The sequence below is a fragment of the Pelistega suis genome (genome assembly GCF_013133795.1).
In the GTDB taxonomy this organism is placed as follows: domain Bacteria; phylum Pseudomonadota; class Gammaproteobacteria; order Burkholderiales; family Burkholderiaceae_B; genus Taylorella; species Taylorella suis.
This window is the reverse complement of the sequence record NZ_JABGBN010000002.1, coordinates 291843-306212: the sequence shown is the minus strand read 5'-3', so window position 1 is coordinate 306212 and position 14370 is coordinate 291843. Positions and strand designations below refer to the sequence as shown.

Here is a 14370-nt window from a genome sequence, read left to right as displayed (position 1 = left end):
GCTAAACACAAGACCTTCTATGAAAACAAGTGCGAACATGTTAAGTCATGGCTATCTGTTAAAATAGAAAGGTTTAGCACAAACTTTTTAAATAATAGCATGAGTCAAGCTGGTTTCGTTGAATTTCCGAATAGTCCTTTCCAACTTTATCAACCTTATCCTCCAGCAGGTGATCAGCCGACAGCGATTGCCAGTCTAGTTGAGGGCGTTCAAGATGGCTTGATGTATCAAACTTTATTAGGGGTGACGGGGTCAGGGAAAACGTATACGATGGCAAATACGATTGCACGTTTAGGTCGACCAGCCTTAGTACTGGCACCAAATAAAACCTTAGCGGCACAGCTTTATGCGGAGATGCGTGAGTTTTTTCCAAAAAATGCGGTGGAGTATTTTGTTTCTTACTATGATTATTACCAACCTGAGGCGTATGTACCCAGTCGTGATCTATTTATCGAAAAAGACTCCAATATCAATGAGCATATTGAACAAATGCGTTTATCAGCAACTAAATCTTTATTAGAGCGAAGAGATACGATTATTGTCGGAACAGTTTCGACAATTTATGGTATTGGTAATCCAAGTGATTATCATGCGATGATTTTGATTGTCCGCGAGGGAGATACGATGGCACGTCAAGAAATCCTCGCACGGTTGGTGTCGATGCAGTATGAACGTAATGATGTGGAGTTTACGCGAGGACACTTTCGGGTGAGAGGGGATACGATTGATATCTTCCCTGCAGAGAGCCCTGAACTTGCTGTACGGCTCAATCTTTTTGATGATGAGATAGAAACCATTGAGCTATTTGATCCTTTAACAGGTAAGGTGCGTCAAGCCGTGCCACGGTTTACGATTTATCCAAGCTCTCATTATGTCACGCCTCGCGATACCATTTTACGGGCAATTGAGACGATTAAAGCGGAGCTGAGAGAACGCGTAAAGTTTTTTCTGGATAATCATCAGCTAGTGGAAGCCCAGCGTATTGAGCAGCGAACACGGTTTGATCTAGAAATGTTGCAGGAATTGGGTTTCTGTAAGGGGATTGAGAATTACTCGCGACATCTTTCAGGCGCGGCTCCTGGTGAGGCGCCACCTACCTTAATTGATTATTTACCTAAAGATGCCATCATGTTTTTTGATGAGAGTCATGTGATGATGGGACAGTTACGTGCGATGTATCGTGGTGACCGCTCTCGTAAAGAAACTTTGGTGCAGTTTGGGTTCCGTTTGCCTAGTGCTTTAGATAATCGTCCGCTAAAAATGGAGGAGTTTGAAGCACGTATGCGTCAATCTATTTTCGTTTCTGCGACACCAGCAGAATATGAAAATGAGCATGCAGATAATGTTGTGGAGCAAGTCGTTCGTCCTACAGGGTTGATAGACCCTATTGTTGAGGTGCGACCAGCGCTTACTCAGGTGGATGATTTATTAGGTGAGGCAAAGCTACGGATAGCACAGGGCGATCGAGTATTGGTTACCACGCTGACTAAACGGATGGCTGAGGACTTAACGGACTATTTGACTGAAAATCAGTTGCGTGTGCGTTATTTGCATTCAGATATTGACACAGTAGAGCGTGTAGAAATTATTCGTGACTTACGTTTAGGGCATTTTGATGTATTGGTAGGGATTAACTTATTACGAGAAGGCTTGGATATCCCTGAGGTATCCTTGGTAGCTATTCTGGATGCAGATAAAGAGGGCTTTTTACGCTCAGAACGTAGTCTTATTCAAACCATAGGACGAGCCGCTCGTAATTTAAACGGTAAAGCTATTCTTTATGCTGATAAAATCACCGACTCCATGAAAAAGGCGATGGATGAAACAGAACGTCGTCGACAAAAGCAGGTGGCATTTAACCAAGAGCATGGTATTACGCCGACAGGGGTGAAAAAAGCGGTTAAGGAATTGATTGACGGTGTATTATCGCCAGCTGCCCAAGAAGAAAAACGAGAAGACAATATTGATGTGTTGTTAGAGGATGAAAAAGCGATGGCGAAAGAGCTAAAGCGCCTTGAAAAACAAATGCTTGATCATGCGAAAAATCTTGAGTTTGAACAAGCGGCTGCTGTACGAGATAAGCTAAACAAACTCAAACAGCGCTTGTTTAGCTTGTAAAGACGGATATGCATGGGATGTGCTGAAGATATCTCATCCTCTGTGTACCGAGCAAATGAGAGCTTTCCAATATCTTACGCTTAAAGAATATTCTTCCGGAGTACTAATATTTCTCTGGCGCCGTACACTCTAGTAGGATACGTTCATACATTTCGTGGCGTTTTGTGCTGATAATTCCTTCGTTTAATGCACGAAGTACACCACACCCCGGTTCATGTAGATGGGTACAGTTGTAGAATTTGCATTGTTCAACAAACTCGCTAAACTCAGGAAAGCCCAATGCTACCTCGCTTTGTCCTAGATGACGTAAACCAAAACTTTGAAATCCGGGTGAATCAATGAGATAGCCTTGGATATCAGGTAATTCATAAAGACTGGTTGTTGTCGTAGTGTGTTTGCCTGTACCTAGTGCCACGGAATATTCTTGGGTATGTGCTTTTGCTTCAGGGACTAGGACATTCAGAATACTAGATTTTCCCATGGCACTTTGACCAAACAAAAGGCTTGTTTTATCTTGCAGCAGGGGAAGTAATTGCGTTTTGAGTTGATTTGCATCTAATGTGCTGATTTCGATAATAGGAATACCAAGTTGTGCATAGATACTAAGACGCTCTTTGGCTTGGGGGTAGTCTTCTATTAAGTCAACTTTATTGAGTAGAATAATAGGGTCTATATGCGCACTTCTTGCACCGACAATCGCACGGCTGAGCAAGTCATCCGAGAAAGTTGGTTGCACAGCCACGACGATAAGTAATTGATCAACATTAGCCGCAAACTGTTTAGAACGCATTTCATCTGAGCGATAAAGGAGATTTTGGCGTTCAAGGACTTCTTCAATGCGTGCCTCTTCATTCCCTTGTAGTGCGACACGCACATAATCACCCACGCAAACCCCTGTTTTTTTACCTTTCATATAACTTTGGCGTATTGTACCGTCGCTAAGTTTTACCATAAAGTGGCGACCGTAAGCCGTAATCACTCGACCTTGCATGATTAACTCGCCATTTTTAAGTGTTGAATACGAACACTTGCTGGAGGGTGGCTATCGTAGAAAGCAGAGTGTAAGTTATCAGGGGTTAAGGTGGCGGCATTGTCATCATAGAGCTTAACTAATGCAGAGATTAAATCATTAGCATTGCTTTGGCTGGCTGCATAACGGTCTGCCTCAAATTCATCTTTGCGTGATAAAAAGCTGCTGATAGGGGTGTACCAGAAGGTAAAGACGGGTAATACGATAGAAAAGAGAACGATAGCCATACCAAAAATCGGTTGATTAATACCCGGAAATACGCCCAGTCCTGCATAGAACCATGTTTTATCGATGAGATAACCAAGAATGGCAAAGAAGATAAAGCTCATCACAAAACTCATTATCATCCGTTTAAGAATGTGCTTATGCTTAAAGTGACCGAGTTCATGTGCGAGTACCGCTTCGATTTCAGAAGGGTTGAGTTTATTTAATAAGGTATCAAAGAAAACGATGCGGCGATTTTTACCAAAACCTGTAAAGAAAGCGTTGCCATGTGAGCTACGTTTTGAACCGTCCATTACAAAGAGTTCTTTTAAACCAAAATCAGCGCGTTTGGCTAAAGCTTGGATACGGTCTTGTAACTCTGGATTATCTAATGGTGTAAATTTATTAAACAAAGGCATAATAAATTTAGGGCCGATAAACATCAATAATAAGGTGATGCCAACAAATCCTGCCCAAACCCAAATCCACCAATTAGGACTATAGAAATTATCTAAGAAAACAAATAGACCATAGAGGAGAGGTACCATAATCACTAGGCTGAGTAAGGTGCTTTTGATTAAATCCATGACAAATAAAGCAGGGGTCATGCGATTAAAGCCAAAAGAGGCTTCTAGTCCAAACGTACGATAAAGTGAAAAAGGTAAGCTCACGATAGCGCTAATGGCAAACACAGACAAGACTAAGGCAATCTGATACCAAATCGCAGAACTGATGTGAGTGGCTAATAGATTATTGAGCCAAGTTAAGCCACCAAATAGGGTAAAACCAAGCAGTAAAGCAACTTCAACAAGAATCTCAATAAGGTGTAAGCGTTGGCGAGCAATCGTGTATTTGGCAGCTCGCTGATGACTCGTTAAGCTGATTTTATGTGCAAACTCAAGGGGGACATGATCCTTATGTAGACTGACAGCTTTGACTTGACGAGAAGATAAGTAAAACTGCGTCAATGTTTGGCTGACGAGTAGGACAATAAAAATAATCGTAAAACTTGTAATGGTCATCACTTTAATTAGGTAGTTATGAGAAAATAACGGTAATTTTATAGGAAATACTCTTCATGGCAAATAATTCTCAACGTCTTGTTTGGCTCGATATGGAAATGAGCGGATTAGACCCTGAAAAAGAAAAAATTCTTGAAGTTGCCCTTGTGGTTACGGAGTCCGATTTAACTATTGTAGCCGAAGCGCCCGTGTTCGTGATTCATCAGAGCGATGAAGTCTTAAATGGGATGGATAAATGGAATACGGACACCCATGGTCGGACAGGCTTGACAGCGAAAGTGCGAGAGTCCACTTTGACAGAGGCAGATGTCGAGGAGCAATTATTAGCTTTTTTAAAGCAATATGTACCAGAGAAAACCTCACCACTTTGTGGTAACTCAGTCAGTCAAGATAGACGGTTTATGTATAAATATATGCCTAAGCTGGAGGCTTTTTTACATTATCGTACCGTTGATGTGAGTACGTTTAAAGAGTTGGCTAAACGCTGGCGACCAGATGTGTATAAGAGCTTCCAGAAAAAAGCACGTCATGAGGCATTGGCTGATATTCATGAGTCGATTGATGAGCTAAAACATTATCGTGAGCATTTCCTTAAAATGGAAGCCTAATGAGTATTGCTGGCATTGGTACAGATTTACTGTATCTTCATCGGATAGAAAAAGCCTTTGCGCAGTTTGGAGAGCGCTTTGTTAAGCGTATTCTTGGTGAGCAGGAACAGGACAAATTTCATGCACGTTATGCACGCGATCAGCAGCGAGGAATCCGTTTTCTGGCGACAAGATTTGCTGCCAAAGAGGCTTTTTCAAAAGCTGTAGGGTTAGGTATTCGCTCTCCTATGGCTTGGTCGCGCATGCAAGTGCTCAATGCACCGAGTGGTAAGCCGATGGTGGTGTTATCTGATCCTTTAAAAACATGGTTTGAAGAAAGATTTTCAACAGTACATGTGTCATTAACTGATGAATCTGATTTGGTGATGGCCTATGTGATTGTTGAGGGGAAGTAGTTGATTTTTTTATGAGTAATCTATGACAAAAGTTTTACCTGGCCCTGTGCTTGTTGATGTACAAGGGACAACATTAACAAAAGAAGAAGCGCAACGGTTAAAACATCCCTTAGTGGGTGGCGTTATTTTGTTTTCTCGTAATTATGAGAATCCTGAGCAGTTACAGAAACTGACAAAGCAAATTCGTCAGGCTCGTTCAGGCTCCTTATTAATCGCCGTTGATCATGAGGGTGGTCGTGTACAGCGCTTTAAAGACAAAGGTTTTACGCATTTGCCATCGATGCGAGAGATTGGTGAATATTGGGAGCGTAATCCATTATGGGCAATGCGTGCAGCGACAGAGGTTGGCTATGTCTTAGCGGCAGAATTACGTGCTTGTGGTGTGGATTTTACGTTTGCACCTGTATTAGACTTAGACTACGGTGTGAGTACAGTGATTGGTACACGTTCTTTCCATCGTGACCCTAAAGTCGTTGCGATGCTTGCTCGTGCTGTTATCCAAGGTCTGGCTCAGGCGGGGATGGCGTCTTGTGGTAAACATTTCCCCGGACATGGTTTTGTGGATGCGGATTCACACATTGCTATTCCTGTGGATGAACGTGAGTTAGAGGATATTCTGACGGAAGATGCCATGCCTTACGAATGGTTAAGTGATATGGTATTGCAGGCAGTCATGCCAGCGCACGTGATTTATCCCAAAGTGGATAAGAAAAATGCAGGTTTTTCTAAAGTATGGATTCAGAAAATCTTACGCCAACGCTTAAACTATCAAGGGATGGTCTTTTCCGATGACTTGACGATGGAAGGGGCAAGTGTTGCGGGTAATATTACAAAGCGTGCTAAGGCTGCGCTGAGTGCGGGTTGTGATATGGTACTGGTGTGCAATCGTCCTGACTTGGTGGATCAGCTATTGGCGGAGTTAGATGTCATCCCTAAAGAGGAATCCATCCAGCGCCTCATGCGCCTTATTCCTAGTCAGCGCTTTATGAGCTGGACTGAATTACAAGATAATCAACGCTATAAAGATGCAAGATCCTTCCAAGCTCAAATCTTTTCTAAATGATTTGCCTCACTTGCCCGGTGTATACCGACATATTGCCGAAAATGATGAGGTTTTATATGTCGGTAAGGCAAGGGATTTAAAAAAACGGGTATCGTCCTATTTTCAAAAAAATCTGGCGAGTCCTCGTATTGCGCATATGATTGCGAGAGTGGTACGCACGGAAGTCACGGTGACCCGCTCTGAGGCAGAGGCTTTAATTCTTGAAAATAACCTGATTAAGCGTTTACACCCTAAATATAATATTTTATTTAGGGATGATAAGTCATACCCTTATTTAATGTTTAGTGGGCATGCGTATCCACGTCTCGCTTATTATCGCGGTTCTACGAACAAGGCAGGGCGCTTTTTTGGGCCTTTTCCTAATTCTTATGCGGTAAGAGATTCTATTCAGATTCTACAGAAGGTTTTTCGTTTGAGAACCTGTGAAGATAGTGTGTTTAGTAACCGTTCACGCCCTTGTTTATTGCATCAAATTAACCGTTGTACAGCGCCTTGTGTAGAAAAAATCTCCGTAGAGGATTATCAGCAAGATGTACAAAATGCTTTACGATTCCTCGATGGGCAAGCGACAGATGTGATTAAAAGCATTGAGCATAAAATGTTACAGGCTTCTGATGCTTTGGAGTTTGAACAAGCTGCCTTATATCGTGATCAAATGCAATCCTTAGCGACAGTGATGCATAGTCAATCGATGGAATTGAATGCGCAGGTGGATGCCGATATTATTGTCGTGCTGTTTGAGGGTGGAAAGTGTTGTATCAATCTCGCTATGGTACGAGGAGGTCGCCACTTGGGCGATAAGGCAGTATTTCCTACGCAGGTAAATGGTGATAGTGAAGAAGACGTGTTAAGTGCCTTTATAGCGGCCCACTATTTAGAAAATCAATTACCATCACAACTGATTTTATCGCATGCCTTGCCTGATAAAACCTTATTAGATTTGTTAATAGAACAACAATCTCGTAAGACTAAAATTGTATTACGTCCTAATGAAACGCAAAAGGTTTGGTTAGAGCTAGCCCAGCAAAATGCCCATTTGGCTTTGGGACGTGCCTTATCAGAAACGAGTGCAAAAGAGGCAAAGACTCTAGCATTAGCGGAGCTGCTTGGCTTGCCACAAGACCCCGATGGTTTAAATCATCTTTGGATTGAATGTTTTGATATTAGCCATAGTGCAGGAGAGGCCACACAAGCTTCTTGTGTGGTTTATCAGCACCATGATATGCAGTCCTCACGGTATCGCCGCTTTAATATTGCCGGTATTACACCCGGTGATGATTATGCGGCGATGAAACAAGCCTTACAGCGGCGTTATGCCAAGGCGAGTGAAGATGCCTCTGAAATGCCAGATATTGTCTTGATTGACGGCGGCAAGGGACAAATTGAAATGGCACGTCAGGTTTTTGAAGAGTATGGTTTAGATACGAGTAAAATTGTCGGTGTGGCTAAAGGAGAGGGACGTAAGGTAGGCTTAGAAACGTTAATCTTTACGGATGGTAGACCTTCTTTAGCATTGGGAGTGGGGTCAGCAGCTTTAATGTTGGTAGCACAGATTCGTGACGAGGCACATCGATTTGCGGTGACGGGTATGCGCGCAAAACGTGCTAAGCAGCGCAATGTCTCTCGTTTAGAAGAAATTGAGGGTATTGGTGCTAAACGTCGCCAGAAATTATTAGCCCGATTCGGTGGTTTTACGGGAGTTGTGAATGCTAGCATCGAAGACTTGCAATCGGTTGAAGGTATTTCACAACAATTAGCAGAAAAAATATACGAATCGTTACGTTAGTGGTAGCATAGGAACACTATGAAGACTTTTATGAATATTCCTTTAGCTTTAACTTGGATGCGGATAGGGATGATACCCTTGGTCGTGGCACTATATTATTTGCCGACAGACTGGATGGGAGTACATCTGCGAGACTTTATCGGTGCTGTCGCATTTATTTTTGCTGCATTAACTGATTGGTTTGATGGTTGGTTGGCGCGTCGCTGGAATCAGACAACATCGTTTGGGGCTTTTTTAGATCCTGTGGCAGACAAGTTGATGGTGTGTGCTGCTTTGCTGATTTTATTAGATTTAAATCGCGTAGATTCTTTTATTGTGCTGATTATTATCGGTCGTGAGATTACGATTACTGCCTTACGTGAATGGATGGCAACATTAGGTTCTCGAGGTAGCGTTGCGGTCCATTGGTTAGGCAAATTTAAAACAGCAGCACAGATGAGTGCGATTCCTTTATTAATGTTTGCTCAACCTCTGTACGGTATCAATACGATATGGCTAGGGAGTATTCTCATGTATATTGCTGCCGTGCTGACTGTGTGGTCAATGTTTTATTATATGCATAAGGCATGGCCTATTATTAAGAATCAATAAGGCCTCTTAGGGTTTAGGTTTAATAAGAAAGATTAGAGACAACGTTTATGAGTACGACACAGACACCGCCAGCTATTCCTTTGCGTCAATTATTGCTTTGTGGCTCTATTATCGTTACTATTGCGATGGGCATTCGTCATGGTTTTGGTCTGTGGCAATTACCGATTATTACTGAAAATGGCTGGAGCCGAGAAACCTTCTCTTTTGCGTTGGCGTTACAGAATTTAAGCTGGGGTTTTTTTGGTATTTTTATTGGCATGATTGCTGACCGTATCGGTGCCTATCGCGTGTTGATTATGGGGGCATTGTGTTATGCACTTGGTTTATTGGGAATGGCGTATACCAGTACACCACTTGCTTTTTTTCTCACAACGGGCTGTTTGATTGGACTGGCGCAGGCGAGTACGACTTATGCAGTGGTATATGGCGTATTAGGGCGTAATGTTTCTGCCGAAAAGCGCTCTTGGGCGATGGGAATCATTGCAGCAGCGGGCTCATTTGGTCAGTTCTTTATGGTGCCGGTAGAGAATGTATTGATTGATTGGTTTAATTGGCAAAATGCTTTAGTCATTTGTGCGGTGCTGAGTCTTGTCATTATTGTGCTGGCACGTGGTTTACGTGAGCCGAATTATACGGGTAGTCATGGTGCAGGACAGCAAAGTATTTTGCAGGCATTGACAGAAGCATTTACTTACCGTAGTTTCTTATTGCTAGTGATCGGTTATTTTACCTGCGGCTTCCAAGTGGTTTTTATCGGCGTTCATCTACCGTCCTATGTCAAAGATTTTGGGATGGCACCGCATGTCGCCAGCATTGCCTTAGCTTTGATTGGTTTATTTAATATTTTTGGTACGTATAGTGTAGGGCTCCTTGGACAAAAGTATCAAAAACGCTTTATATTGCTCAGTATTTATAGTTTACGGGCGGTAGCGATTATCCTATTTATCACTTTGCCATTGAGTGCGATGAGTGTCTATATTTTTGCTGCTGTAATGGGTATTTTATGGCTATCAACAGTACCGATGACAAATGCGATTGTTGCCCAAATTTTTGGGGTGCAACATTTCTCTATGCTGAGCGCAAGCGTTTTTTGTAGTCATCAAATAGGCTCTTTTTTTGGCGTATGGCTCGGTGGTTATTTGTATGACCAATATGGTAATTACGATTTAGTTTGGTATATAGCCATTGCGTTGAGTATTGTTTCTGCTTTAGTGCATATTCCGATGAATGAGGGGCCGATTAAGCGTGCGGTGATGGCTTAGGAAGAAGAAAATGTTGATAAAAAAAGTATTCTTTTATCTCTTAGGAGTGGCTTTATTAAGTGCTATTTTCTTACTCTATCTTAGACCTGATATGGTGATGAGTTTCGCTGATTTGGTATGGGCTTGTTTTTAGTAGACTCTTAAGAAGTGAACATTTAAAAATTTAAGGGCTGAATTCGATTTATCGAACACAGCCCTTTTTGCTGAGTATTAAGGAGTTAAGCTTTTAAGGTGATGAGCTTTAAGTATCAAGGTCGAGTGACTTGATGACCAGAACGAATTTGCTCATTGGCTAATACTGACGCTAAGTCAGCCACAGAGGCTGCATAGAAGTAGCTACGATTGTATTTGGTAATGGCAAAGAAGTTTTGGGTGGCTGTGCGGTACTCGTGATTGCCACGAACATCATCTCGTAAGTCAATCACACCTAAACGTACACCGTCTTGCCATTTTGCTCCCGTTGTACTACTACTAGCACCTTTTGCTTGTAGTTGTGCCCAAGACATTTTGGCCTCTAGACCTCCATCCACAAGATTAGCTGGGGAGCTCGGTAGACGGACTGGTGCAAAAACAGGCATGTTAGACTGCCAACCGTGTTTAACAAGGAAGTTGGCAACGGAGTAAATTGCATCTTTGGTGCTATTGCGTAAATCTATCTTGCCGTCACCGTCTGCGTCGACGGCATAATGTAGGATACTAATCGGCATAAATTGACCTAGACCAGAGGCACCCGCAAATGAACCTGTTGCCGTATAACCATCAAACTTGCCTTTATGGGTAAGCTCAATGAGTGCTGCCAGTTGATTGCGAAACATCTGACTTTTCTCGGGACGAGACGGGTCTGGGTGGCTAAAACCTAGCGTGTAGAGTGCATCTAATACACTAAATGAACCCATTTGTTCACCATAGACTGTTTCAACACCGATAATCCCAGCAATAATGGCGGCAGGCACACCATATTGGCGTTCGGCAGCGGCTAAGTCTGCGCGATGGATATTCCAAAAGGCGGTTCCTTTACGTGTGCGAATCGGCTCAACAAAACGATTACGATAAGTTTGCCAATGGCGTTTAATAGCAGTCGTTTTTTTAGGGCTCATTAAATCAATCACGCGAGCATTAACATTGGCTTGAGAAAGCATATTTTGAATAAAGCTTTCGGGAATGTTATAGCGTTGAGAAACTTGTTGAGTAAAGGTTTGTTGATTCATACTCAGTGGGGAGTTTTCTACTTGCCAACCTGTTTTTTTATGTTGAGTAGTATTGGTTATGACAGAGGAGGAGTCTGACTCATAAGACGATGAGTTGCTGGCACAAGCTGCAAGTAATAGTACAGTTGAACTCGCCATCAGCAGACGAGAAAGTGTGTTGGTTTTCACAGTAGTATTCCCCAAATAAAAGATAGCTAGAGTTTACCAGTAATTCATTGTGCGTATGTTAAGGAAGGTTAAGACCTCAAGTAAACGGGTATCGGTGGAAACACTAAAAGACAGTCATATAAAAAAAAGTTATCCTCTAGGAGTAGACAAGGATTTTAAAAGGAAGACTGTGGATACATTATTTATTACCCATCCTGCATGTCGCTTGCATATGATGCATCGTTGGCATCCTGAATCACCTAAGCGCTTAGATGCGATTAGTGATCGTTTGGTGGCGAGTGGGGTGAGTGATTATGTCAATCATATGGAAGCCCCAAAGGCATCGGTGCTAGATTTATCACGTGTTCATCGGGTATCTTATATTGATTTTATTCGAGAGAATACGCCGATTGAGGGCTATTTTAATGTGGATACCGAGGAAACTTGTCTTAATCCTCATACGTATACGGCAGCTCTGCATGCAGCAGGCTCTGGTATTTTGGCGGTTGATCAGTTGATGGCTAAAAAAGCAAAAAATGCCTTTTGTAGTGTAAGACCACCTGGACATCATGCTGAACCAGACCGTAGTACAGGTTTTTGTTTTTTTAATAATGTGGCCGTCGCAGCCGCTTATGCCATTGAAAAATATGGTCTAAAACGCATTGCTATCGTGGACTTTGATGTCCATCACGGTAACGGGACAGAAAAAATCTTTGAAAATCATCCCTTTGTGCGGATGTATAGTTTTTTTCAACATCCCTTATTCCCTCATTCTGGTACAGAAAATGTGGCGAAAAATATGCTTAATACCCCCGTACCTGCTTTTACAGGTATGGCACAGGTGGAGCGTATTGTGACAGAACATTGGTTGCCGGATATGCATGCGTATCAGCCAGATTTATTACTTATTTCTGCTGGATTTGATGCGCATCGTGAAGATGAAATGGGGCAGATGGATTTAGTTGAAAAGGACTTTGTCTGGATGACTGAGCAATTAATGCAAGTAGCCGATAGCTACTGCGAAGGGAGAGTCATTAGTTTCTTAGAGGGCGGATATGCCTTATCTGCTTTAGGGCGTAGTGCCGTAGAGCATATTAAAACGCTAGCAAGGGTTTAATAGGTATATCGTTTGGCAAATTGTGTTGAACGGTGTATCATATAGTAACAATTTGGTTTTAATTTTATCCGAGGAGATAGTGGATGAAGGTATTAGTACCTGTGAAGCGTGTTGTTGACTATAACGTCAAAGTACGCGTGAAGTCTGATAACACAGATGTGGATATTGCAAATGTAAAAATGTCAATGAACCCTTTTGACGAGATTGCGGTTGAAGAAGCTACTCGTCTAAAAGAAAAGGGTGTAGCAACAGAGATTGTTGCTGTATCTTGCGGTGTATCACAATGCCAAGAACAAATTCGTTCGGCCATGGCAATTGGTGCTGATCGTGGTGTTCTTGTAGAGACTAATGCCCAATTGCAACCTTTAGCAGTCGCTAAATTATTAAAAGCCGTGGCAGACAAAGAAGCGCCACAGCTGATTATTTTAGGTAAGCAAGCGATTGATGATGATGCTAATCAAACAGGTCAAATGTTAGCTGCTTTACTAGGTTGGCCACAAGCGACTTTTGCAAGTGAGGTTGTCGTAGAAGGTGATCGTGTTAAAGTGACGCGCGAAATTGACGGTGGTTTAGAGACGTTAAGTCTTAAGCTACCTGCAATTATTACTACAGACTTACGTTTGAATGAGCCTCGCTATGCCACATTGCCTAAGATTATGCAAGCGAAGAAAAAACCACTCGAGACATTGACTCCAGAAGCATTAGGTGTGGATGTATCACCACGTCTAAGTGTCTTAAAAGTAACTGAGCCTGCTGCTCGTCAAGCTGGTATTAAAGTACCTGATGTAGCGACACTTGTTGATAAATTAAAGAATGAAGCAAAGGTGATTTAAGATGACAGTACTCGTAATTGCAGAACACGATAATAGTGTATTAAAAGGGGCAACGTTAAATACAGTAGCGGCAGCAGCTAAATTAGATAGTGAAGTTCATGTATTAGTTGCAGGTAAGGGCGTTGATGCAGTGGCAACAGCAGCGGCAGCGGTGGCTGGCGTAGCTAAAGTTCTAGTAGCTGACAGTGATGCTTTAGCCAATGACTTAGCTGAAAATGTGGCTGAGCAAGTGCTTCAAGTAGCAGGTGCTTATTCGCATATCTTATTCCCAGCGACAGCTTCTGGTAAAAATACGGCTCCTCGTGTTGCCGCCAAATTGGATGTAGCACAAATCTCTGAAATCACCGCAGTAGTTGATGCAGATACTTTTGAACGTCCTATTTATGCAGGTAATGCTATTGCGACAGTTAAGAGTGCTGATGCCAAAAAAGTAATTACTGTGCGTACAACGGCATTTGACGCGGTGGCGGCAACAGGTGGTACGGCAACCGTTGAGTCAGTCGCTGCTGTTGCGGATAGTGGTTTAAGTGCGTTTGTGAGTCGTGAAGTTGTGAAGAGTGCTCGCCCTGAGTTAACGGCAGCATCTGTTATCGTATCAGGCGGTCGTGGTCTAGGTAGTGCAGAAAACTTCAAGATTCTTGATGGTGTCGCTGATAAATTAGGTGCTGCTGTGGGCGCTTCTCGTGCTGCAGTAGACGCTGGCTATGCACCGAATGATCTCCAAGTAGGTCAAACCGGTAAAGTCGTTGCGCCACAACTTTATATCGCTGTGGGTATTTCTGGTGCGATTCAGCACTTAGCAGGGATGAAAGACTCTAAAGTTATCGTTGCCATCAATAAAGATGCAGAAGCACCTATCTTTGGTGTGGCTGACTATGGTCTAGTTGCTGATTTATTTACAGCTGTTCCAGAGTTAGAAAAAGCGCTTTAATGCTATGACAATGGTTTAGTCCATTGGCTTAAAATAGCCCACTATATAAAATATA

At 42.5% G+C, this 14370-nt stretch carries 14 protein-coding genes; 11 read left to right on the top strand and 3 right to left on the bottom strand.

Annotated features, from left to right (window positions below; genetic code table 11):
- Window positions 1–99: 99 nt before the first annotated feature.
- Window positions 100–2118 (top strand): excinuclease ABC subunit UvrB, encoded by a 2019-nt coding sequence (uvrB, locus tag HKX39_RS04750; RefSeq protein WP_171680158.1) that lies wholly within the window; start codon window positions 100–102, stop codon window positions 2116–2118.
- A 103-nt stretch (window positions 2119–2221) separates the two neighbouring features.
- Here the strand turns inward: uvrB and rsgA are convergent, their stop codons facing one another.
- Window positions 2222–3109, bottom strand: coding sequence for a ribosome small subunit-dependent GTPase A (gene rsgA, locus HKX39_RS04745; protein WP_171680157.1), 888 nt, complete (start codon window positions 3107–3109; stop codon window positions 2222–2224).
- Window positions 3110–3111: 2 nt separating this feature from the next.
- A complete protein-coding gene (locus tag HKX39_RS04740) occupies window positions 3112–4374 on the bottom strand; it encodes a M48 family metallopeptidase (RefSeq protein WP_171680156.1) in 1263 nt (420 codons plus the stop codon).
- Between the two features lie 56 nt (window positions 4375–4430).
- On the opposite strand from HKX39_RS04740, the gene orn reads away from it, so the two are divergent.
- Genes orn through HKX39_RS10735 form a run of 7 tightly spaced genes read left to right on the top strand, consistent with a single transcriptional unit; the run spans window position 4431 to window position 10212 of the window.
- On the top strand, window positions 4431–4982 hold the full coding sequence (gene orn, locus HKX39_RS04735) for an oligoribonuclease (RefSeq protein WP_171680155.1): 552 nt from the start codon (window positions 4431–4433) through the stop codon (window positions 4980–4982).
- Window positions 4982–5377, top strand: coding sequence for a holo-ACP synthase (gene acpS / locus HKX39_RS04730; RefSeq protein ID WP_171680154.1), 396 nt, complete (start codon window positions 4982–4984; stop codon window positions 5375–5377). The genes orn and acpS overlap by 1 nt, the downstream gene beginning before the upstream one ends.
- 22 nt (window positions 5378–5399) lie before the next feature.
- Window positions 5400–6440 (top strand): beta-N-acetylhexosaminidase, encoded by a 1041-nt coding sequence (gene nagZ / locus HKX39_RS04725; protein ID WP_171680153.1) that lies wholly within the window; start codon window positions 5400–5402, stop codon window positions 6438–6440.
- Window positions 6403–8226, top strand: coding sequence for an excinuclease ABC subunit UvrC (gene uvrC / locus HKX39_RS04720; RefSeq protein ID WP_171680152.1), 1824 nt, complete (start codon window positions 6403–6405; stop codon window positions 8224–8226). Before nagZ ends, uvrC begins: the two co-directional genes overlap by 38 nt.
- A gap of 18 nt (window positions 8227–8244) precedes the next feature.
- On the top strand, window positions 8245–8817 hold the full coding sequence (pgsA, locus tag HKX39_RS04715) for a CDP-diacylglycerol--glycerol-3-phosphate 3-phosphatidyltransferase (protein ID WP_171680151.1): 573 nt from the start codon (window positions 8245–8247) through the stop codon (window positions 8815–8817).
- Between the two features lie 47 nt (window positions 8818–8864).
- On the top strand, window positions 8865–10079 hold the full coding sequence (locus HKX39_RS04710) for an MFS transporter (protein ID WP_171680150.1): 1215 nt from the start codon (window positions 8865–8867) through the stop codon (window positions 10077–10079).
- A 10-nt stretch (window positions 10080–10089) separates the two neighbouring features.
- Window positions 10090–10212: a hypothetical protein gene (locus HKX39_RS10735; RefSeq protein WP_281356440.1), complete on the top strand. Its 123-nt coding sequence runs from the start codon at window positions 10090–10092 to the stop codon at window positions 10210–10212.
- A 115-nt stretch (window positions 10213–10327) separates the two neighbouring features.
- Here HKX39_RS10735 and mltB read toward each other — a convergent pair whose 3' ends face one another.
- On the bottom strand, window positions 10328–11455 hold the full coding sequence (gene mltB, locus HKX39_RS04705) for a lytic murein transglycosylase B (protein WP_343043415.1): 1128 nt from the start codon (window positions 11453–11455) through the stop codon (window positions 10328–10330).
- A 169-nt stretch (window positions 11456–11624) separates the two neighbouring features.
- Here mltB and HKX39_RS04700 point away from each other — a divergent pair, with 169 nt between their 5' ends.
- From HKX39_RS04700 to HKX39_RS04690, 3 genes are all read left to right on the top strand, one after another.
- On the top strand, window positions 11625–12551 hold the full coding sequence (locus tag HKX39_RS04700) for a histone deacetylase family protein (protein ID WP_343043414.1): 927 nt from the start codon (window positions 11625–11627) through the stop codon (window positions 12549–12551).
- 83 nt (window positions 12552–12634) lie between these two features.
- On the top strand, window positions 12635–13384 hold the full coding sequence (locus HKX39_RS04695; RefSeq protein WP_171680149.1) for an electron transfer flavoprotein subunit beta/FixA family protein: 750 nt from the start codon (window positions 12635–12637) through the stop codon (window positions 13382–13384).
- A gap of 1 nt (window position 13385) precedes the next feature.
- On the top strand, window positions 13386–14315 hold the full coding sequence (locus HKX39_RS04690) for an electron transfer flavoprotein subunit alpha/FixB family protein (RefSeq protein ID WP_171680148.1): 930 nt from the start codon (window positions 13386–13388) through the stop codon (window positions 14313–14315).
- Window positions 14316–14370: the final 55 nt, after the last annotated feature.